General features: G+C 63.5%; 14 protein-coding genes. 10 read left to right on the top strand and 4 right to left on the bottom strand.

Annotated elements, in window-relative coordinates:
* Positions 1–28: 28 nt before the first annotated feature.
* From J0909_RS08375 to J0909_RS08410, 8 genes are all read left to right on the top strand, one after another.
* Positions 29–1,465 (top strand): B12-binding domain-containing radical SAM protein, encoded by a 1,437-nt coding sequence (locus tag J0909_RS08375; RefSeq protein WP_207262025.1) that lies wholly within the window; start codon positions 29–31, stop codon positions 1,463–1,465.
* Positions 1,466–1,665: 200 nt separating this feature from the next.
* On the top strand, positions 1,666–2,691 hold the full coding sequence (locus tag J0909_RS08380) for a molybdopterin-binding protein (RefSeq protein ID WP_207262026.1): 1,026 nt from the start codon (positions 1,666–1,668) through the stop codon (positions 2,689–2,691).
* A 379-nt stretch (positions 2,692–3,070) separates the two neighbouring features.
* Positions 3,071–4,027, top strand: coding sequence for an ABC transporter substrate-binding protein (locus J0909_RS08385; protein ID WP_207262027.1), 957 nt, complete (start codon positions 3,071–3,073; stop codon positions 4,025–4,027).
* Between the two features lies 1 nt (position 4,028).
* Positions 4,029–4,802: an ABC transporter permease gene (locus J0909_RS08390; RefSeq protein WP_207262028.1), complete on the top strand. Its 774-nt coding sequence runs from the start codon at positions 4,029–4,031 to the stop codon at positions 4,800–4,802.
* On the top strand, positions 4,799–5,566 hold the full coding sequence (locus J0909_RS08395) for an ABC transporter ATP-binding protein (RefSeq protein ID WP_207262029.1): 768 nt from the start codon (positions 4,799–4,801) through the stop codon (positions 5,564–5,566). The genes J0909_RS08390 and J0909_RS08395 overlap by 4 nt, the downstream gene beginning before the upstream one ends.
* 553 nt (positions 5,567–6,119) lie before the next feature.
* Positions 6,120–9,164 carry a formate dehydrogenase-N subunit alpha gene (fdnG, locus tag J0909_RS08400; protein WP_207262032.1) on the top strand — a complete coding sequence of 1,015 codons (3,045 nt, stop codon included), beginning with the start codon at positions 6,120–6,122 and terminating at the stop codon, positions 9,162–9,164.
* 15 nt (positions 9,165–9,179) lie between these two features.
* Positions 9,180–9,914 (top strand): 4Fe-4S dicluster domain-containing protein, encoded by a 735-nt coding sequence (locus J0909_RS08405; protein WP_207262033.1) that lies wholly within the window; start codon positions 9,180–9,182, stop codon positions 9,912–9,914.
* Positions 9,915–10,026: 112 nt separating this feature from the next.
* Positions 10,027–10,794: a formate dehydrogenase accessory sulfurtransferase FdhD gene (locus tag J0909_RS08410; protein ID WP_207262034.1), complete on the top strand. Its 768-nt coding sequence runs from the start codon at positions 10,027–10,029 to the stop codon at positions 10,792–10,794.
* Positions 10,795–10,926: 132 nt separating this feature from the next.
* Here the strand turns inward: J0909_RS08410 and J0909_RS08415 are convergent, their stop codons facing one another.
* Together J0909_RS08415 and J0909_RS08420 are read right to left on the bottom strand one after the other, a co-directional pair.
* Positions 10,927–14,091 carry an efflux RND transporter permease subunit gene (locus J0909_RS08415; RefSeq protein ID WP_207262035.1) on the bottom strand — a complete coding sequence of 1,055 codons (3,165 nt, stop codon included), beginning with the start codon at positions 14,089–14,091 and terminating at the stop codon, positions 10,927–10,929.
* A 7-nt stretch (positions 14,092–14,098) separates the two neighbouring features.
* Entirely contained in the window at positions 14,099–15,295 is a 1,197-nt protein-coding gene (locus J0909_RS08420) for an efflux RND transporter periplasmic adaptor subunit (protein ID WP_286181899.1), read from the bottom strand.
* 177 nt (positions 15,296–15,472) lie between these two features.
* Here J0909_RS08420 and J0909_RS08425 point away from each other — a divergent pair, with 177 nt between their 5' ends.
* Both J0909_RS08425 and J0909_RS08430 read left to right on the top strand, forming a co-directional pair.
* Positions 15,473–16,111 (top strand): TetR/AcrR family transcriptional regulator, encoded by a 639-nt coding sequence (locus J0909_RS08425; RefSeq protein WP_207262036.1) that lies wholly within the window; start codon positions 15,473–15,475, stop codon positions 16,109–16,111.
* Positions 16,112–16,737: 626 nt separating this feature from the next.
* A complete protein-coding gene (locus tag J0909_RS08430) occupies positions 16,738–17,097 on the top strand; it encodes a NirD/YgiW/YdeI family stress tolerance protein (RefSeq protein WP_207262037.1) in 360 nt (119 codons plus the stop codon).
* 363 nt (positions 17,098–17,460) lie between these two features.
* Here J0909_RS08430 and nifJ read toward each other — a convergent pair whose 3' ends face one another.
* Positions 17,461–21,051, bottom strand: a complete 3,591-nt coding sequence (gene nifJ / locus J0909_RS08435; RefSeq protein WP_207262038.1) for a pyruvate:ferredoxin (flavodoxin) oxidoreductase — start codon at positions 21,049–21,051, stop codon at positions 17,461–17,463.
* 45 nt (positions 21,052–21,096) lie between these two features.
* The gene (locus J0909_RS08440; RefSeq protein ID WP_207262039.1) at positions 21,097–22,302 is read right to left on the bottom strand and encodes an acetate kinase; all 1,206 of its coding nucleotides are present in this window, start codon (positions 22,300–22,302) and stop codon (positions 21,097–21,099) included.
* Position 22,303: the final 1 nt, after the last annotated feature.

Genomic DNA, 22,303 nt, shown 5'->3' on the forward strand with positions numbered 1-22,303 from the left:
TCTGCTTCATAATGGAAGGATGGTTCGCATGAAAATTCTGCTTTTGGCTCCCCCGGCCACGCGGCTCATGAATCCGGCCACTTTCGTGGCGGACCTGCTGCCGCCCAAGACCTGGGTGCCCCTGGGGATCGCCTCCCTGGCCTCAGCCCTGCGGGCCGACGGGTTCACGGCGGACTACCTGGATTTGCACGGCTACGACTGGCCTTTCGTCGAGGCCCTGCTGACCGGGAGCGATCCCGATCTGGTGGGCATCAGCTGCTTCACCTTCGGCCGGGGAAATGCCATGCGCCTGGCTGCGCTGTCCAAGCGTTTGCTGCCCGACGTCCCGGTGGTCATGGGCGGCCCCCACGCCACTTTTTTCCCGGACCAGGTCCTGGCCGACGGCAACGTGGACCTGGTGGCGATGGGCGAAGGGGAAGTCACCATGGTGGAACTGGCCCGGCGTTTGGCCCCGGGGACGGGGCTGCGTCCGGTCCCGGAATGCGTCCGGAACCGCGAGTTGGACGATATTCGGGGCATCGCCTTTCTCCGGGACGGAAGCGTGCATCTGACACCGGCCCGGGAGAGCGCCACCGACCTGGATGTCTTTCCCTTTCCGGCCTATGACGCCTTTGAGCTGGCGGAATACAAGTCCCCGGAGATCCCCCCGCAGTACCAGTCCCTTCCGGGGACCCACGTCATGACTTCCCGGGGGTGTCCCTTTAAATGCGAGTTTTGCTCGGTGAACCGGTTCTTCAAGGGCAAGTGGGCCTTCCGTTCGCCGGGCAACGTGGCAGATGAATTGGAGAAGTTGGTCGCCGACCTCGGGGTGCGGCACGTATATTTCTCCGACGACCTGTTTTCGCTGAACGCCCAGCGGACCATCGGCATCTGCAAGGAAATACTGGATCGGAAACTGGATCTCGTCTGGATGGCCGAGACCCGGGTGGACTGCGTCAACGAGGAGATGCTGGGCTGGATGCGCAAGGCCGGGTGCTACCGGGTCTACTACGGCGTGGAGTCCGGCAGCCCGCGCATCCTGCGGTCCATCAACAAGGGCTTCACCACGGCCCAGGTGCGCCGGGCCTTCCGCATGACGCATCAGGCGGGCATGGAGCCCTGCTGTTTTCTCATGGTCGGCAATCCCGGCGAGACCCCGGACACCATTGACGAGACCATCGAGCTCATCCGGGAGATCCGGCCGGGCACGTCCCCCATTATAGGCATCACCACCATCCTGCCGGGCACCCGGCAATACGCGCTGTCCAAGCGGCAGGGGCTCATCTCCGACGACTATTGGCGGTCGGACGCGGCGCCTCCCCTGTATACCGGCGAGTATGACGTGGACGACCTGATCCAGTTGCAGATCCGCCTGGCCAGAGGGGTTTGTCCCGAGGTCTATGAGGAGATGCGCGCCCTGGGCCTGGACGACAATTACTTCCGCCTGCGCCGTATGATGGGGAGTCGGCATGACCGCACGGCGTGAGCGCGCAGTCCCCCCGCCCGCCGCGTTCCGCGCGACCGGCCTTTCCTTGGGCCTGCCCGGAAACGGCGGACCGGGCCGTCTTGCCGATATCGAATCTCGCGGCCGGTCCCGGATCGTCGAACCCGGCCCCTTTTCCCGCGAATGTCACCAAACCAAATCACCGTGTTCCACGCCATAGGCGGAAGACAGGGAGGCCATGCATGAAAGTCATCAATGTTGAAGAAGCCGTCGGTACGGTATTGTGTCACGACATCACCCGGATCGTGCCCGGAAAAAGCAAGGGGCCGGGCTTCCGCAGAGGGCATGTGGTCCGTCCGGAAGATGTTTTCGAACTGCGCAAGATCGGGAAAGAGCATCTCTACGTGTTCGATCTCGCGGATGACTTCGTCCACGAGGACGACGCGGCCCGCCGCATCGCCAGGGCGGCGGCCGGGCCCGGCCTGGAGTTGGACGAGCCCGTGGAGGGCAAGATCACCTTCACCGCGGGCATGGACGGGATGGTCGAAATCGACGCCGCGCGCTTGCTCCGGCTCAATTCCCTGGGAGACGTCCTTTTCGCCACCATTCACGGCAACCAGCTCGTGCGCAGGGGGCGTAAACTTGCCGGGGTCCGGGTGCTCCCCCTGGCCGTTCCGGAAACTTTGGTCGCCGCCGCCGAACGACTGCTGGCGGAAGAAGGGCCGATCGTCCGATTGCGGCCGCTGAAACCCGCCCGGGTGGGGATAGTGGTCACCGGCAGCGAGGTCTACAATGGGCTCATCGAGGACAAATTCGGCCCGGTGGTCCAAGGCAAGTTCGAGAGCTACGGCTGCACGGTCCTGGGCAAGCGGCTCGTCTCCGACGACGAGGTCATGACAGCGAAGGCCATTCGCGGCTTCCTGGGCGAGGGCGCGGAGTTCATCGTGGTCACCGGCGGCATGTCCGTGGATCCCGACGACCGGACTCCCGCCGCCATCCGTGCCGCCGGGGCCGAGGTGATCTCCTACGGGGCTCCGATCCTGCCTGGGGCCATGTTCATGCTGGCGCGTGTCGGCGGCGTTCCCGTGTTGGGGCTTCCCGGTTGCGTCATGTACTATCGGGCGAGCGTGTTCGACCTGGTGGTTCCCAGGCTCCTCAGTGGCGACGAGGTGACCCGCGACGACATTCTCGCTTTGGGGTATGGCGGGTTTTGCGAGGGTTGCGCCACTTGCCGTTATCCCGCCTGCGGCTTCGGCAAGGGGGCGTAATCCCCGTTTTCGGGATCGTGCGTCCTGCCGGGCGGCGCATTCACGCATCGCAACGCCCGCCACGCCCTCTCCGGGGGCGGGCATAGGCCCCCGGGAGGCTGGTGGGTGCAGACAAGGCCCGGCTCCCGCTGGGTCAGGGCTGCGGTCCGGGTGCGGAAAGGCAGTGGTGGAAAATGCGAAAATCGTGATTCCGGCAAGTTTCGGACCGGTTGTGCCTGGGGCGGATGCTCGAAATTGTTGCATGCCGACCTGAAGTGGACTATCAGGTGACGACCAAATGCGGATTGTTGGAAATCCGGGCCGATACATGCGTGGAGGGGTTCCGGCGGCGTGCGGTCGAGGGGGATTTCCCGTCCCGAACGCTCTGGAGGGAGATATCATGAAACGCATTGTCCTGTTGGCCTGCGCACTCGTTCTCTGTGCTTCCACTGCCTTTGCGGGTACGCCCGTGAAGGTGGCCCACGCCACCTGGGTCGGTTACGGCCCGCTATATATCGCAAAGGAACTCGGTTACTTCGACAAGGAAGGCCTGGACGTGGACCTGGTCATCATCGAGGATGAAGCCCAGTACGCCGCGGCGTTGGCCTCCGGCAACATCGACGGTCTGGGCAACGTGCTCGACCGCGAGGTCATCCATTACGCCAAGGGCACCCCCGAGGTCGTGGTCTTCGGCATGGACGAATCCTCGGGCGGCGACGGCGTGGTCGCCTCGGGCGAGATCAAGACCGTGGCCGACCTCAAGGGCAAGACCGTGGGCCTGGACAAGTCTTCCACCTCCTATTTCTTCTTTTTGTCCATCCTGGCCAAATACGGCGTGGATGAGAAGGACATCAACATTATGGAAATGGGCGCCTCCGACGCGGGAGCCGCCTTTGTGGCCGGGCGCATCGACGCCGCCGTGACCTGGGAGCCCTGGCTGACCAATGCGGGCCAGCGCGAGGGCGGCCACGTGCTCGTCTCCTCCAAGGACATGCCCAAGACCATAGTGGACGTGTTCGTGCTCAACGCCGATTACGTCAAGGCGCATCCCGAGGTGCCCGCCAAGATGACCCGATGCTGGAATCAGGCCGTTGCCTGGTATGCGCAGAATCCGGACAAGGGTAACGAGATCATGGCCAAGGCCATGGGCCTCGAAACCCAGGAAATGGCCGACATGGCCGCGGGCGTGACGTTCATCGGCAAGGACGACAACAAGGCCTTCTTCGACAAGTCCAAGGCCAACAGCGTGTATGCGGTCGCCGAACGGGCCATCGCCTTCTGGAAGTCCAAGGGCATCATCACCAAGGACGTGTCCGTGGACGCGCTCATCAGCTCCGACTACGTCAACGCGGACTAGCATGAAATTGGGAATTCCGACGGTGCGGAGAGGGGCGTGGCTGGCGGCCGCGTCCCTGTCCGTCGTTTTTGGCGTCTGGGCCGCCCTGGCCTATACCGGCTCGGTCAAGCCCCTGTTCCTGCCGCCGCCGCACAAGGTCTTGCTGTCCTTTGGCGAGATGTACCGGGAAGGGATTCTCTTCTCGTACACTTGGGACAGCATCTACCGCGTCATGGTCGGCTGGTCCCTGGCGGCCGTGACGGCCGTGCCCCTGGGGTTGCTCATCGCCACCTCGCGGCGTGCCGCGCACATGGTCGCTCCGGTCATGGAGTTCGCCCGCTACCTGCCGGTGGTGGCCCTGGTCCCCCTGACCTTGCTCTATTTCGGCATCGGCGACGCGCAGAAATTCGCCATCATCTTCCTGGGGACCTTCTTCCAGTTGGTGCTGATGGTCGCCGACAGCGTGTCCTCGGTGCCCGCCGACCTGAGCCGGGCCGCGGCCACATTGGGCGCGAACCGCATGCAGACCTATCGGCTGGTCCTGTTCCCCGGCGCGTTGCCGGGCATCATGGACGACCTGCGCATCACCGTGGGCTGGGCCTGGACCTACCTGGTGGTGGCCGAGCTGGTGGCCGCCAATTCCGGCTTGGGCTACATGATCCTGCGCGCCCAGCGTTTCCTGGCCATTGACCGGATCTTCGCCGGGCTGATCATCATCGGCGTGCTCGGCTTGCTGACCGACTACCTGTTCAAGCTGTTCGGGCGCATCATAACCCCCTGGAGCGAGAGGCGATGACCATGCTTTCCATCGACAACCTGGGCAAGGTCTTCGACTCCAACAAGGGGGAGGTGACCGCGCTGGAGGACATCAACCTGACCGTGGACCGGGGCGAACTGGCGGTCATCGTCGGGCCGTCCGGCTGCGGCAAGTCCACCCTGCTGAATATCGTGGCCGGGCTGGAACGGGCCTCTTCGGGCGCGGCCGTGCTCGAAGGCAGTCCCATCACCGGGCCCGGCGCGGACCGGGGCATGGTCTTCCAGTCCTACACGCTCTTCCCCTGGCTGACCGTGCGCAAAAACGTGGAGTTCGGCCTGCGCCTCAAGGGCGTGGCCCCGGCGAAACGCGCGCGGATCGCCCGCAAATACATTGAGCTGGTCGGCCTGGCCGAGTTCGAGAACGCCTTGCCCAAGGAGCTTTCGGGCGGCATGAAGCAGCGCGTGGCCATCGCCCGTGTGCTGGCCAACAGCCCGGTCATGCTGCTCATGGATGAACCGTTCGGGGCCCTGGACGCCCAGACCCGGCTGCTGTTGCAGGAGCTGCTGCTGGACGTCTGGCGCAAGGAGTCGAGCACCATTCTGTTCATCACCCACGACATCGACGAGGCCATCCTGCTGGCCGACAACGTCTACATCATGTCCAGACGGCCGGGGCGCATCAAGGCCCGCGTACCCGTGGACATTCCCCGCCCCCGGGACCACAAGGCCTCGCTGACCCCGGAGTTCTCCCGGGTCAAGTCGCAGATCATGGACCTCCTTTGGGAGGAGATCGCGGCGGGGTAGCCCGCCGCCTCGGCAGACCCGAAAGACCCCGGCCTCGTGCCGGGTTTTTTTTGGGATTATCCCTTTAATTCCCTGGGAAAAACAGGCGTTGAAAGCCGCTTCGCGGCGAAAATCAAAAGGATTTCGCCTCCGGCGGGCAAGGACTCGCGCCCTTGCATCCCGTTTTTACGCCTTCGGGTTGCCGCCCCGCGTGCTCCGCTCTCGTCCTGCCGCGTCTTCGCTGAAAGTCGCTTGCCGGCCTCGGCATTCGCTTCTGACTGTACCACACTTCGGCACTGAAAAGCGCTTTCCTGCAAGATGCCATACGATCAAAAGGATAGATAAAATCAATAGTAAATATTGATATCGTAAATGGATAAATTCAAAAAAACAGGGTCGTTAGGGGATGATTTCCCTCTTTCTCAGGCGGATATCTTTTCGCGATTTGCCTACTTGCTCAATTTAACACATTGCAATAATTGACTTTTATTTTAAAATTAGACGGAATTATCAGCAGCGTATTTTTTTAGTTTGCAGCGGCGTGCTCGCCTCTGCCCAACCAAGGAGGCCATCCATGAAATGTGACCGCCGGAGATTTTTGAAGCTCACTGCCTCATCGGCAGCGTGTCTTTCCCTGGCCCAACTCGGCGTCAGCCTGACGCCGATCAAGAGCTATGCCGCCGGGCTGAAAATCGACGGGGCGAAGGAAGTGCTCACCGTCTGTCCGTTCTGCTCCGTGAGCTGTTTTGCCATCGGCTACGTCAAGAACGGCAAACTGGTCAGCGTCGAGGGCGACCCGGACTACCCCATCAACGAAGGTTCCCTGTGCGCCAAGGGCGCGGCCATGTTCAGCATGACCACCAGCCATCACCGGGTGCAGAAGCCCATGTATCGCGCTCCGTACAGCGACAAGTGGGAGGAGAAGAGCTGGGATTGGATGGTTGAGCGCATCGCCCGCAAGGTCAAGGAGACCCGGGACAAGGAATTCGTGGCCAAGAACAAGGCCGGCCGTCAGGTCAACCGTCTGGAATCCATGTTCCTGATGGGCACGTCCCACGCCAGCAACGAGGAGTGTGCCCTGACCCACCAGTTCGCCCGCGGACTCGGCGTGGTCCATATGGACCACCAGGCGCGCGTCTGCCATAGCTCCACCGTGGCCGCGCTTGGCGAGAGTTTCGGCCGGGGGGCCATGACCAATCACTGGATCGACATCAAGAACGCCGATGCGATCCTGATCATGGGCAGCAACGCCGCCGAGCACCATCCCATCTCGTTCAAGTGGGTGCTCCGGGCCAAAGACAAGGGTGCCACGGTCATGCATGTGGACCCGAAGTTTTCGCGCACCTCTGCCCGGTCCGATTTCCACGTGCCCCTGCGCTCGGGCACGGATATCGCCTTTTTGGGCGGCATGATCAAATACATCCTCGACAACGAGAAGTACTTCAAGGAATACGTCACCGAGTACACCAATGCCTCGCTTATCGTGGGCAAGGACTTCGGATTCAAGGACGGCCTGTTCTCGGGGTATGATCCCAAGACCCGCTCCTACGACAAGAGCAAATGGAACCTGGAGTTCGACGCCGACGGCGTGCCCAAGCGGGACAAGACCCTTCAGGACCCGCGCTGCGTGTTCCAATTGTTGAAGGAGCACTACTCGCGCTATTCGTTGGACAAGGTCTCCTCGACCACGGGCGTGCCGGAGAAGACCCTGCTGCGCGTGTATGAGACCTATGCGGCCACGGGCACCGGCACCAAGGCCGGAACCGTGCTCTACGCCCTGGGCTGGACCCAGCACACCGTGGGCGTGCAGAACATCCGCACCTCGGGCATCATCCAGCTCCTGCTCGGCAACATCGGCATCGCGGGCGGCGGCATCAACGCCCTGCGCGGCGAGCCCAACGTGCAGGGGTCCACGGACCATGCCCTGCTTTATCACATCCTGCCCGGCTACATGGCCATGCCGTGCGACGAGTGGGACAGCTATGCGACCTACAACAAGGCCAACACCCCGATCAGCAACGATCCGCAGTCCGCCAACTGGTGGCAGCACAAGCCCCAGTACTTCGCCTCCCTGCTCAAGGGCTGGTTCGGCGACAACGCCAATGCCGAAAACGGCTACTGTTACGAGCTGTTGCCCAAGGTGGACAAGGGCGGAGACTATTCCTACCTGTTCATGTTCGACCGCATGTTCCGGGGCGAGATGACCGGCGGCTTCTTCATGGGACTGAACCCCATGAACAGCGTGCCCAACACCAACAAGATCCGCAAGGCCATGGACAACCTGGACTGGGTCGTCTGCGCCGAGCTGCACAACTCCGAGACCACGGACAACTGGCACCGTCCGGGTGTTGATCCCAAGAAGGTCAAGACCGAGTTCTTCCTGCTTCCGTCGGCCCACCGGCTGGAAAAGGGCGGCTCGGTGACCAACTCCGGCCGGTGGCTGCTGTGGCACGCCCAGGCCGTTCCGCCCCAGTTCGAGGCGCGGCCTTTCGGCGAGATGTACGTCCCCATCATGAACAAGATCCGCGAGCTCTACGCCAAGGAGGGCGGGACATTCCCCGATCCGGTGCTCAAGCTCGACTGGCCCGCGAAGTTCGATCCCAAGGATTTGTGCCAGCGCATCAACGGCCGTTTCACCCGCGACACCGTGGTCAAGGGCAAGCAATACAAGAAGGGGCAGCTGGTACCGTCCTTCGTGGCCCTGGGCGACGACGGCTCGACCTCCAGCCTGAACTGGCTCTACTGCGGCAGTTGGACGGAGGAGGACGGCAACAAGTGTCTGCGCCGCGATCCGAAGCAGACCCCCATGCAGGAGAAGATCGGCCTGTATCCCAACTGGTCCTGGTGTTGGCCGGTTAACCGGCGCATCCTGTACAACCGCGCCTCGGTGGACCTCAACGGCAAGCCGTTCAATCCAGACAAGGCCGTCATCGAGTGGAAGGATGGCAAGTGGATCGGCGACGTGCCCGACGGCGGTTGGCCGCCCATGGCCACCGGCAAGGGCAAGTACCCGTTCATCATGCATACGCACGGCCTGGGCCATCTCTTCGGGCCGGGTAGGCAGGACGGTCCCTTCCCCGAGCATTACGAGCCGGTGGAGACCCCGGTGAAGAGCAACCTGTTCTCCAAGCAGTTGAACAGCCCGGTCTACAAGTTCGTTTCGAGTTCCATGGACGTGCTCTCCGAACCCGCCAACCCGAAGTATCCCATCGTGCTGACCACCTACAGCCTGACCGAACATTGGTGCGGCGGCGGCGAAACCCGAAACGTGCCCAACCTGCTTGAGGCCGAGCCGCAACTGTACGTGGAGATGAGCCCGGAATTGGCCAAGGAGAAGGGCATCAGCAACGGCGACGTGATCATCGTCGAATCCATCCGGGGCCGGGTGGAGGCGGTGGCCATGGTCACCGTGCGCATGCGCCCGCTCAAGGTGCACGGCCGGATCATCCACGAAATAGGCATGCCCTACTGCTTCGGCTGGACCACGCCCGGCAGCGGCGACTCCACCAATCGGCTGACGCCGTCGGTGGGCGACCCGAACACGACCATTCCGGAGTACAAGGCGAGTTGCGTGAATATCCGCAAGGCGGACAAGACCACTGAACTGGCCACCCCGTAAGATAAGGAGACCGTCATGTCCAAAACCATACTGATTGATACCTCCCGTTGCACGGCGTGCCGCGGGTGCCAGATAGCCTGCAAGGAGTGGCACGGGCTCCCGGCCAACAAGACCTACCAGGTCGGCTGGGGCAGCCACCAGAATCCGCAGGACCTGAACCCCAACAACTACAAACTCGTCCGGTTCAGCGAGAACCTGGACAATGGGGTGGTGCGCTGGAACTTCTTCCCGGACCAGTGCCGCCACTGCGAGATAGCGCCGTGTAAGGAAACCGGCGATATGTACATCGAGGAGGCCATCGTCCAGGACGAGAAGACCGGGGCGATCCTCTACACGGACAAGACCAAGGGATTCAGCAAGGAGCAGTTCGAGGAAATCCGCGAATCCTGCCCCTACAACATCCCCAGGCGGCAGGAGCAGACCGGGCTCATGGTCAAGTGTACCATGTGCAACGATCGCATCCACAACGGCATGCCGCCCGCCTGCGTCAAGTCCTGTCCCACCGGGGCCATGCAGTTCGGCGAACGCGCGGACATGCTCAAATTCGCCCGTGAGCGCCTGGCCGTACTCAAGAAGGACTGGCCCGAGGCCATGTTGGCGGACCCGGATTCGGTGAACGTCATCTTCCTGCTCATCGACAAGCCCGAGCATTACCACAAGTATGCCGTGGCCCAGGCCAACATCGGCCCGTTGACCAAGCAGCAGTTCCTCGCCACCCTGGCGCGTCCCTTCAAAGCCATGAAAGGGTAACACCTCCCAAACCTCTCCCTCCGGCCGGGGCGTCCACGCGACGCCCCGGCCCAGGGGGCACGGCGGCCGGTTTTCCCCGGTCCGCCGTAACATTTCATCCAGGCGGCTCTCCATGACCACATCGCTCCTGCGCCTCCCGACGATTCCCCCGCTCTTCGCCCCGGAACCAGCCTCGCGGTCGTGTACCATGCCCCTGCGGCGATTGCGGGAGGGGCGGCTGGTGGACGGAGAGGATCTCGTCGCCGTGGAGGCGGAGCTTCGGGTGCGTGTCCAGAACGGCCCCGACGCGATCCTGTCCCGGACTCCCGGGGACGACCTGAATCTGGTCGTGGGCCATCTTTTCTGCGCCGGCCTGATCGAGGGGCCGGGGGAGGTGGAGCGCATCGGTTTTTCCTGCCGCGCCCCGTCTCGCGCGGACGTGATTTTGCACGGCTCTCCGGTCATCCGCCCGGTCCCGGAACTTCCCGCCGCGCGGATCGAGCCCGAGGGACTGTTTCGGCTGAAGGAGGTCTTCGAGCGCCGCCAGAATCTCTTTCGCAACACCGGCTCCACCCACGCGGCGGCGTTATTCTCCCTGGACGGGCGGCTGTTTTCCTTCGGCGAGGACGTGGGGCGGCACAACGCCTTCGACAAGGCTGTGGGCCGGGCCCTGCTTGAAGGGACTCTTGGCCGGGCGGCCATCGCCATGCTTTCCTCGCGGATCGCCGCGGAGATGGCGGGCAAGGCGGCCCGGGCGGGCATCCCGGTGCTGTGCGGCTTTTCCGCCGCCACCACGTCGGGCGTGGCCGTGGCTCTGGAACGGGGCATCACCCTGGTGGGCCGTCTGCGCGGGCGTTCCTTCGATGTCTACGCCAACGCCTGGCGGCTGACGGAGGCGTAGCTTCCCGGTTCCCCATTTTGCAAACGGTCCGGCCGCGTCCTGATTGCGGCGGTACGGACGCCTTTCGGCACGACGAAAAAGGCCGCGCCCCGGATGTCGGGACGCGGCCGTGTTGCGCGTGGTGCGGAGCGGCTAGGCCGCGCCGTCCGGGTAAACCGGCGTGTCCGGCTTGACCGGTGCGGGCTCGTCGTCGAAGTGCTCGGTGGGTTTGAACTTGAAGACCTTGCGCAGCCCCACGTAGAGCAGGGGAATAAAGAAGATTCCCAGCACGGTGGCTGCGATCATGCCGCCCATGACGCCGATACCCACGGAGTTCTGCGCGCCCGAGCCCGCGCCCGAAGCCACGGCCAGGGGGGTCACGCCGAGGATGAAGGCGAAGGAGGTCATCAGGATGGGCCGCAACCTGAGTCGCGCGGCGGTCAGAGTGGCCTCGATGACTCCGGCTCCCTGTTCCTGTTGGGCCACGGCGAACTCCACGATGAGAATGGCGTTCTTGGCGGCCAGGCCGATGGTGGTCAGCAGGCCGACCTTGAAGTAGACGTCGTTGCTCTGGCCGAAGAGGGTGGCCGCCAGCAGGGCGCCGAAGATGCCCACGGGCACCGCGAGGATGACCGCGAACGGGATGGACCAGCTTTCATACAGAGCCGCCAGGCAGAGGAAGACCACCAGGATGGACAGGGCGTAGAGGGGCGCGGCCTGGTTGCCGGAGAGTTCCTCCTGGGCCGACAGCCCGGTCCACTGGAGGTTGAAGCCAGCGGGCAACTGGGAGACGAGCCGGGCGACTTCCTTCATGGCGTCGCCGGAGCTGACCCCCCGGGCCGCCTGGCCCTGGATCTCAACGGCCGATGAACCGTTGTAGCGCTCCAGCCGGGGGGAGTCGTAGGCCCACCGACCCGAGGCGAAGGACGCGAACGGGACCATGCCGCCTTTATCGTTGCGCACGAACCAGCGGTTCACGTCACTCGGCTGCATGCGGAACTGCGCGTCGCCCTGCAAATACACGGGCTTGACGCGGCCCCGGTCGATGAAGTCGTTGACGTAGTCACTGCCCCAGGCTGTGGACAGGGTCGTGTTGATGTCCGAGAAGGAGAGCCCCAGGGCGCTGGCCTTTTCCGGGTCGATGTCGATATGGTACTGCGGCTGGTCCTCCTGGCCGTTGGGACGGGTGTTGGACAGCAGCGGGCTCTGGGTGGCCATGCCCAGGAACTGGTTGCGCACCTGCATGAGTTTTTCATGCCCGGCGCCCTTGATGTCCTGGAGGAAGAAGTCGAAGCCGTTGGACGTGCCCATGCCGTGGATGGCGGGCGGGGCCAGGGCGAAGATGCGGGCTTCGTGGATCTGCGAAAACGCGCCCATGGCGCGGCCGGCCACGGCCTGGGCCGACAGGGCCGGGGAATGCCGTTCCTCGAAGGGCTTGAGCCGGATGAAGGCGATGCCCACGTTTTGGCCCGCACCGCTGAAGCTGAAACCCACGGTGGTGAAGACGCCCTCCACGGCCTCTTTTTCCTGGGTGCGGAAATACTTGGTTACCTTGTCCAGGACCCGCTGAGTGCGCTCCTCGGTGGCACCCACCGGGAGCTGGGCGCTGGCGATGAGGATGCCCTGGTCCTCCATGGGGAGGAACGAACTCGGCAGCTTGGCGAACATCCAGCCCATGGCTGCCGTGAGGAGCAGGAAGATGATCAGGCAGCGGCCGGTGCGCTGTAGAATCCAGGCCGTGCCGTCGTGGTAGGCCTCGGTGGAGCGGTCGAACCAGCGGTTGAACCAGCGGAAGCAGCAAAGCGGCTTATTGTGGTTCACGGGCCGCAGGATGGAGGCGCACAGGGCCGGGGTCAGTATCAGGGCCACCAGGACCGAAAGGATCATGGCCGAGACGATGGTCAGGGAGAACTGGCGGTAGATGACGCCCACGGACCCGCCGAAGAAGGCCATGGGCACGAAGACCGCGGACAGGACCGTGGCGATGCCCACCAGGGCCCCGGAGATTTCCTTCATGGACTTGCGCGTGGCCTCGCGCGGGCTGAGCCCCTCGGTGGCCATGACGCGTTCCACGTTTTCCACCACCACGATGGCGTCATCCACGAGCAGGCCGATGGCCAGGACCATGGCGAACATGGTCAGGGTGTTGATGGAATACCCGGCCACCGAGAGCACCGCGAAGGTTCCGAGCAGGACCACGGGCACGGCGATGGTCGGGATAAAGGTGGCCCGGATGTTCTGCAGGAAGAGGAACATGACCAGGAAGACCAGGATGATGGCCTCGATCAGCGTCTCGATCACGTCGGCGATGGACAGCTTGACGAACGGGGTGGTGTCGTAGGGATAGACCACCTCGATGCCCCGGGGGAAAGTCGGCGAGAGCTTGGCGATGGCCGCTTCCACGGCCTCGGCGGTCTGGATGGCGTTGGCGCCGGTAGCCAGCTTGATGGCCAGGCCCGCCGACGGCATGCCGTTGTACAGGCCGTTGGTGGTATAGCTTTCGGCCCCGAGTTCGACCTCGGCCACGTCGGACAGGCGGACGATGGAGCCGTTGGCGGAACTCTTCAGGATGATGTTGCGGAATTGATCGGCCGTTTGCAGGCGGCTGCGGGCGGTGATGGTGGCGTTGAGCTGCTGGCCCTTCACGGCGGGCAGGCCGCCGAGCTGGCCTGCGGAGATCTGGGTGTTTTGCGCTTCGATGGCCTTGGCCACATCGCCGGGCATGAGCGAATATCCGGCCAGCTTGTCCGGGTTGAGCCAGATGCGCATGGCGTAGGCCGAGGCGAAGAGCTGGGTGTCGCCCACGCCTTTGACGCGCTTCAGGGTGTCGTTCAGGGAGCTGTCTACGTAGTCGGCGATGTCCACCGAGGACATGCTGCCGTCCGAAGACACGAAGCCGATGACCATGAGGAAGCTGGCCGAGGACTTGGTCACGCTGACGCCGTTGTTTTCGACCACGTCCGGCAGTTGCGAGGTGACCTGCTGGAGCTTGTTTTGGACCTGCATCTGGGCCACGTCGGGGTTGGCCGCGTTGGTGAAGGTCAGAGTGATCTCCGACTCTCCCGTAGAGGTGGACGTGGAGGTCATGTAGTCGAGGTTGTCGATGCCGGTCATGCCCTGCTCGATGACCTTGGTCACCGAGTTCTCCACGGTCTTGGCGTCCGCGCCGGGGTAATTGCAGTTGACCCGTACCGAGGTGGGCGCGATGTCCGGGTACTGGGAAATGGACAGGGTGTCGAGGGCCAGCAGGCCCGCGAGCATGATGACGATGGCGATGACCCAGGCGAAGATGGGCCGTTTGATGAAAAATTCGGACATGATCGGGTTAGCCTTCCGCACCCGCTGGCGCGGTCTGTGCGGGGGTTGCATCCTCCACGGGCTTGACGCTGCCGGTGGCGTCGTCCACGACCATCTCCTTGGTGGTCACGGCCTGGCCGATGCCCACGAACTGGGAGCCCTCGACCACCAGCTTGTCGCCGGCCTGGATGCCGGATTCCACCAGCCAGGAGTTGCCCACGTTGCGGCTGATCGACAGGACCCGCTGTTCGATCTTGTTGTCCTTGTTGACGAACAGGGCCACGGGCTCGCCCTTGGTGTTCCGGCTGACCGCTCGCTGGGGAACCAGGTAGCAATTGTCCACCACGCCTTCCTCGATGACGGCGCGGACGTACATGCCGGGCAGGAGCAGGCGGTTCGGGTTGGGGAACTCGGCGCGCACGGTGAAGGTGCCGGTGCCCTCGTCGACCTTGGTTTCGGAGAACTCCAGGGAGCCGGAGTAGGAGTAGAGGGTCCCGTTGTCGAGCTTCAGCTTCACGGCCATGGTCGTGCCGGTCACGTGGATGCGCCCGGAGGCGATGGCCTGGCGCAGGTTGAGCAGGCTGGTGCTCGACTGGGTCATGTCCACGTTGATCGGGTCGAGCCGCCGGATGGTGGTCAGCGGGAAGCTTTGGTTGGCGGTAACCAGCGCGCCGGGCGTAAGGGCGGATTTTTCGATGCGTCCGCTGATGGGGGCCTTGATTTCGGTGTAGGCGAGGTTGATGCGCGCGCGTTCCACTTCGGCCGCGGCGGCGGCCACGGCGGCCCGGTCGGATTCGTAGATGGCTCGGGCATCCTCGTAGTCCTGGGAGCTGATGGCCTTGTCCTTGATCAGTTCGGAGTACCGTTGGGCCTTGTTCTCGGAACTGGGCAGGGCGGCCTGGGCCTTTTTCAGGGCGGCCACGGCGCTGTCGTAGGCGGCTCGATAGGAGGACGGCTCAATGCGGTAGAGCACGTCGCCCGCCTTGACTTCGCTGCCCTCGCGGAAGAGCCGTTCGCGGATAATGCCGTCCACCTGCGGGCGGACGTCGGCCACGAGCGAGGCCGCTGTCCGGCCTGGCAGTTCGGTGGTCAGGAGCACGGACTGCGGACGCAGGTTCTCCACGCCGACCTGGACCGGGGCCCGGGTGGCTTTGGCTTCGGGGGTCTTGTCCTCGCACCCGGCCAACCCGGTCAGGGCGAACAGGAAGATGAGGAGTATAGGCATGGCCGCAGCACGGCTTATGCTAGAAAAAAAATGGCTCTTGGACAGGATCTGCAATGCGGATTCCTCCTTGACGCTTGGAAGCGACGTCATTTACGGTACCAGGCAGTACTCATAGGGACGACGGGCCCCGCTGTCAATCGGTTAATTGGTGAAAAAATGTTAAATGGAGGGAGTCAGGTGGGCACGGAAGAGAAGACGAGGCGCGGTCGGCCCAAGGCCGTGCCCGATGGTGAGCGCCGCCGGCGAATCGTCCAGACGGCGGAAAAGCTCTTCGTGCGCAAGGGGTACGCCGGCACCTGCACCAGCGAGATCGCTTCCCGGTGCCGTATATCCAAACAGACCCTGTACCGGCTCTTTCCCGGCAAGATAGACCTGTTCGCGGCCGTGGTCGAGGCCCATCGTCTGAAAATGATCGACCTGGAAAGCAGTCACGACGACCTCCCCCTGGACCAGGCCCTGGCGCGCATATTCATGATCGACATGAATCAGGATGACTACGAGCTGCGCGCGGGCTTTTTGCGTACGGCCAACTTGGAGTCCCTGCATCACCCCCAATTGCTGGCAATCCTGCGCCACCACGGCGGCCAGAAGGCCCTGGACGGGCTGGCCGTCTGGCTGGATCGACAGTGTAGCCTGGGCAGGCTGGTCATCGGCGATACCAACCAGGCTGCCCACATGCTCTTGGATATGTTCACCGGCGCGGTCTTCCTCGACGCCCTGGGCGGGTTCGGCTGGACCTGTCGGGAGGAGCGCATTGCCCATTTCCGCCAGTGTATCGATATCTTTCTCCACGGGGCCCTGCCCGACGGGAAGTAGATTCCGCCCGATCCCGCCCGTCTTCCGGCGCGGCTTTCGGCTTCACTCCCGCTGGATTTGTGGTGTGTTGAGATCAAACGAGAATCGTTCCGGGGTTGCCGGTGCGGATCCCTCCAACCAGCGCCAGACTCCCATGAGCGGACAACTTCCTCTGCTTGAGGTGACCAGAGTCCTTTCTCTTATAAGGTAGTGGGACGCGTGATCCGGGAGGGTCTCTCGCCGCGCTAAGCCGTGGAGTGCTCTCCGCCCGACCCCAGGGTGGCTTCCCGTCCAATCGCCCGGAACCGATCGTCCCCTTCCCTCTCTTCATCACGGCACGGGGCGGGCTCCCCGACCTTTCAACCTGTTTTCTTCGACGGCCTGGATCGTCCTTTCGGCAGTATCCCTTTCCCGGTTGCGGCGGCGGGATTTTTTTTTGCCTGTGGTCTTGCCAGGCCCCGAAAAGGGCTTATATTTTGATTGACCGATCAGTTAAAAAGTGAAGTTTTTTTAAAAATGTAAATAAAACGATAAGTTAAAGAGGGAAGTTTTACTTCACATTTTGTTACGATGTGGTAGATGAAAGGTGTTGCCGGTTGGGAACCGGTATTTGGGAGCCAATAAATTTATAAAGAGAGGATATTGTCATGAAGCGTTTTACCCTTGCCCTGATGTTTGTATTTACCGTCAGTGTCGCCACCGCGTTTGCCGCCGCCACCACGTTTGCGGGCGCTTTCCAGTCCCATGACACGAAGGCCCACACCGTGGCCGAAGCCAATGCATCGAGCGTGGACACCGGTGTTGCCCTGCACGGGCACATCGTCAAGGTCATCAACGACGACAGCGTGCTGTTTGCCGACAATACCGGCGAACTCCTCGTGCACATGAAGAATGCCGAATCCAACAAGGCCGCCATCACCAATGCCGATGTGGACGTTAACGGCAAGATCGTCAGCGACCTCATGTACACCGAGGTTCAGGCCGACTCCGTGACCGCGCACAACTAAGCCGGATCGGAAACGAATAAAAAAAGGGACGCCCTCCGGGGCGTCCCTTTTTTTGTGCCTTCGGCGTCCAGAACCTTCCGTCGCCACTCCGTGGGGGGCTGGCTCGTAAGTTCTTGTTTTATCGAGCTTCTTTTCCTTTGCGGATATGGTGTTGATTCAACCACCTGCATTCCGCCCCCTCCCCCGTGAAGCGGCAATAAAAAGGCTGGGAAAAGGAGGGGATGGGGACCGGGGAAAGGGGAGGCTTCTTCCCAAAAGAAGAGGGCCTCCCGCCGGGGGCGGGAGGCCCATAACGCGGGCGTGGTTCCTTAGGAGTATATTTTGCAAGTTGCGGTCACAAAACTCCACCCGCGTTATTGTCGGTTAACGGCCGTCGTCGCACGGCTCTCCGGAGCCGGGGCTTTCGGCGGAGATGCCGGTCGCGCAGACGGCGGGATCTTCGGTTTCAGCGGTGACGGGCGCGGCCTCGGCCATGCGGTTGAGGGCGGCGTACCGCTTGTCGTAATCCTCTTCGATCTTGGCGCGATAGGTCTTGGACAGGTCCGGGTGGAACCGTTCCAGCATGGCGTAACGGTTTTCGCCGGACAGGAATTCCTGAAGTGTGCCGTCCGGGGCCTTGGAATCGAGCTGGAACGGGTTCTCGCCTTTGTCGGCGCGTTCGGGGTCGAAGCGGTAGAGCGGCCAGTAGCCCGAATCCACGGCCAGTTTTTGTTCGAGCTGAGTCTTGCCCATGCCCTTCTTGATGCCCTGGTTGATGCACGGGGCGTAGCAGATGACCAGCGAGGGCCCCGCGTAGGCCTCGGCTTCGCGGAAGGCCTTGAGGAGCTGCTGCTTGTCCGCGCCCATGGAGACGGAGGCCACGTAGACGTAGCCGTAGGTCATGGCCATGCGGCCGAGGTCCTTCTTGCCGGTGCGCTTGCCCGCGGCCGCGAACTTGGCGATGGAGCCGAGCGGGGTGGCTTTGGAGGACTGCCCGCCGGTGTTGGAGTAGACCTCGGTGTCCAGGACCAGGATGTTGATGTCCTCGCCGGAGGCCAGCACGTGGTCCACGCCGCCGTAGCCGATGTCGTAGGCCCAGCCGTCGCCGCCGAAGATCCACACGGATTTCTTGGTGAACAGGTCGGCGTCGGCCGCGATATTTTTGAGGGTTTCGTCGTCGGCACCGGACAGGGCGGATTTCAGGGCCGCGCCGGTTTCGGCGGAGGTCTCGGGATCGTCCTTGGCGGCCAGCCAGTCGGTCAGGGCCGTCTTCACGGCGCCGGTGGCGGTTTCAAGGGCCTTTTGGCAGTTGGCCGTGAGGATTTCGCGGCGGTTGTTCAGCCCCATGTTGATGCCGTAGCCGAATTCGGCCGCGTCCTCGAACAGGGAATTGCCCCAGGCCGGGCCGAATCCGTCGCGGTTGACGCAGTATGGCGTGGAGGGGGCCGAAGCGCCCCAGATGGAGGAGCAGCCGGTGGCGTTGGCGATGACCATGCGCTCGCCGAAGAGCTGGGTCAGGACCTTGACGTAGGGGGTCTCGCCGCAGCCCGCGCAGGCCCCGGAGAACTCCATGAGCGACTGGCGGAACTGGGAGCCCTTGACCGTGTCGCGTTTGAAGGCGTCCTTGTAGGATACGGCCTCGGCGAAGTCGAAGTTGGGCACCTGGTCCGGGGTCTGGGTGGCGATGGGCTTCATGACCAGCGCCTTTTCCTTGGCCGGGCAGATGTCGGCGCAGTTCCCGCAGCCCAGGCAGTCCAGGGTGTTGACCTGCATGCGGTAGCGCATCCCCTTGACGTCCTTTCCTTTGGCTTCGACCGTGATGAAGGTTTCGGGCGCGCCCGTCGCGTCGGCCTCGGTCAGCAGGACCGGGCGCAGGGCGGCGTGGGGGCAGACGAAGGCGCACTGGTTGCACTGGATGCAGTTCTCCGCGATCCACCGAGGCACGTTGATGGCCACGCCGCGCTTCTCGTATTTGGAGGTGGCCGACGGCATGGTTCCGTCCGTGGAAAAAACCGATACCGGCAGGGTGTCGCCCTTCTGGGCCAGCATCGGGCGCATGACATTCTTGACGTAGGCGGGCTCGTCAGCTTCGGGAGCGGGCTCGTCGGCCAGGTTCGCCCAGGTCTCGGGGACGTCCACCTTGACCAGGGCGTCCGCGGCCTTGTCCACGGCGGCGCAGTTCATGTCCACGATCTTCTGCCCCTTCTTGCCGTAGGCCTTGTCGATGCCGTCCTTGAGCAGGCTGACCGCCTGGTCGAAGGGGATGACGTCGGCCAGCTTGAAGAAGGCTGTCTGCATGACCATGTTGATGCGCCCGCCCAGGCCGACCGCGCCCGCGATCTCGACCGCGTCCACGGTGTAGAATCGGAGATGCTTTTGCGCGATGGTCCGGCGCATGGCGGCCGGGAGTTGTTTTTCGATTTCGTCGCCGGTCCAGGGGCAGTTCAGGACGAAGGTTCCGCCGTCCTTGATGCCTTCGAGCACATCGTAGAGGTGCACGTAACTCGGGTTGTGGCAAGCCACGTAGTCGGCGGCGGTCACCAGGTAGGTGGACTGGATGGGGGCGTGGCCGAAACGCAGGTGGGAGATGGTGATGCCGCCGGACTTCTTGGAGTCATAGGCGAAGTAGCCCTGGGCGTACATGTCGGTGTTGTCGCCGATGATCTTGATGGCCTGCTTGTTCGCGCCCACCGTCCCGTCCGAACCGAGACCCCAGAACTTGCACTGCACGGTGCCTTGGGGGGTCGTGTCCAGGGTCCCGGTCAGGACGAGGGAGGAGTTCGTCACATCGTCGTCGATGCCCACGGTGAAGCGGGGCTTGGGAGAGGACGAGGCCAGGTTGTCGAAGACGGCTTTGACCATAGCCGGAGTGAATTCCTTGGAGCCCAGGCCGTAGCGCCCGCCGACCACGGCGGGGCCGTCGCCGTGCTCCAGGAGCACGGCGCAGATGTCCTGATACAGGGGATCGCCCTGCGCGCCGGGTTCCTTGGTTCTGTCGAGGACCGCGAGCCGCTTGCAGGCGGCGGGCAGCACGGACAGGAAGTGGGCGGCGGAGAAGGGCCGGTACAGCCGGACCTTGATCAGGCCGACCTTTTCGCCGTCCGCGACCAGGCGGTTGACCACTTCCTCGATGGTCTCGCAGGAAGAGCCCATGGAGACGATGACCCGCTCGGCGTCGGGCGCGCCCACATAGTCGAAGGGTTTGTACGCCCGGCCGGTCAGGGCCGAGACGCGGTCCATGTATTCCTCGACGATGGCCGGGATGACGTCATAGTTGGAATTGGCCGCCTCGCGTCCCTGGAAATAGATGTCCGGGTTCTGGGCGGTGCCGCGAATGTTCGGGTGTTCGGGGTTCATGGCCCGGGCGCGGAACTCGGCTACCTTGTCCATGTTCAGGAGCGGCTTCATGTCCGCGTAATCGATGGTTTCGATCTTCTGGATTTCGTGGGAGGTGCGGAACCCGTCGAAGAAGGAGACGAAAGGCACCGACGCCTCCACCGTGGACAGGTGGGCCACCAGGGAGAGGTCCATGACCTCCTGGACCGAAGCGGCCGCGAGCATGGCGAAGCCGGTCTGGCGGCAGGCCATGACGTCCTGGTGATCGCCGAAGATGGACAGGGCATGTCCGGCCACGGCGCGGGCCGAGACGTGGAACACGCAGGGCAGCAGTTCGCCCGCTATCTTATACATATTCGGGATCATCAACAGCAGCCCTTGGGACGCGGTGAAAGTGGTCGTCAGCGCCCCTCCGGCCAGGGACCCGTGGACCGCGCCCGCCGCGCCCGCCTCGGATTGCATCTGGCGGATCTTCAAGGGGTGGCCGAAGACGTTTCGTTTGTCCTGGGCTGCCCACTCGTCGGCGATTTCGCCCATGGTGGAGGAGGGAGTAATGGGATAGATGGCGGCGGTTTCGCTCATGGCGTAGGCCACCCAGGCGGCGGCGGTGTTGCCGTCCATGGTTTTCATTTTGGACATGTCGTGCTCCGTTTTTTTTGATGCTTGTTGCGGGTCGCTATATGGTTACGCCTCGACAAGAGCCTGAGTGGCGTGGGCGATCTCCATCTCTTCGTTGGTGGGGACCACCAGGACGGCCACCGGGCTGTCGTCGGTACTGATGCGTCGCACGCCTGGTTCGCGCGTCGTGTTGCGTTCCGGGGAGAGTTTGATGCCGAGCCCTTCCAGTCCTTCGCAGGCGGCGGCCCGGACGGCGTCGTCGTTCTCGCCGATACCCGCGGTGAAGACCACGGCGTCGGCCCGGCCGAGCACGGCCAGGTAGGCCCCGATGCGGGCCTTGACCCGGTAGGCGAACATCTCGAAGGCGAGCTGGGCTTGCTCGTCGCCCCGCTTGCGGGCAGCGTGCACGTCGCGCATGTCGTTCAGGCCGCAGATGCCGAGCAGGCCGCTTTGCTTGTTGAGCAGGGTGTCCACCTCGACTACGGACATTTTCCGGTGCTGGGCGATGAATGGGAACAGGGCCGGGTCCACATCGCCCGAACGGGTGCCCATCATCAGCCCTGCCAGGGGCGTCAGCCCCATGGTCGTGTCCACGCACCGGCCGCGTTTGACCGCGGCCATGGAGCAGCCGTTGCCCAGGTGGGCGGTGATCAGGTCGGTCTCGCCCACGGGCTTGCCGAGGAAGGCGGCGGCCTCGCGGGTGACGTATTTGTGCGAGGTGCCGTGGAAGCCGTACTTGCGGATTTTGAGATCCGTATAGAGGTCCATGGGCACGGGATAGAGATATGCCTTGGGCGGCATGGTCTGGTGGAATTCGGTGTCGAACACGGTCACGTTGGGCGTGTTGGGGAAGAGTTCCAGGGCGACCTCGATGCCCGCCAGGTTTGCGGCGTGCAGCGGTGCCAGGGGAATGTTGTCGCGGATGGTCTCGACCACATCCGCATCCACCAGGACCGGAGCCGAGAAGGACTCGCCGCCCTGGACCACGCGGTGGCCCACGGCGTCGATGTCGGTCAGGGAGTCGATGACGCCCCAGTCCTCGCCGATGAGCTTGTCCACCATGAGCCCCATGGCCGCCTTGTGATTCGGAATGACCCGGTGCTCCACGGACTTGGCGTCGGGCCATTTGTCCGGGTTGGATTTCTGGGTGATGGAACCCATCTCCTCGCCAATGCGTTCGATGACGCCCAAGGCCATGACCCGGTCGTCGGCCATGTCGATGAGCTGGTACTTGAGGGACGAACTGCCGGAGTTGATGACCAGGATGTGCATG

This window comes from Desulfovibrio sp. Huiquan2017 (genome assembly GCF_017351175.1).
GTDB lineage: Bacteria > Desulfobacterota > Desulfovibrionia > Desulfovibrionales > Desulfovibrionaceae > Pseudodesulfovibrio.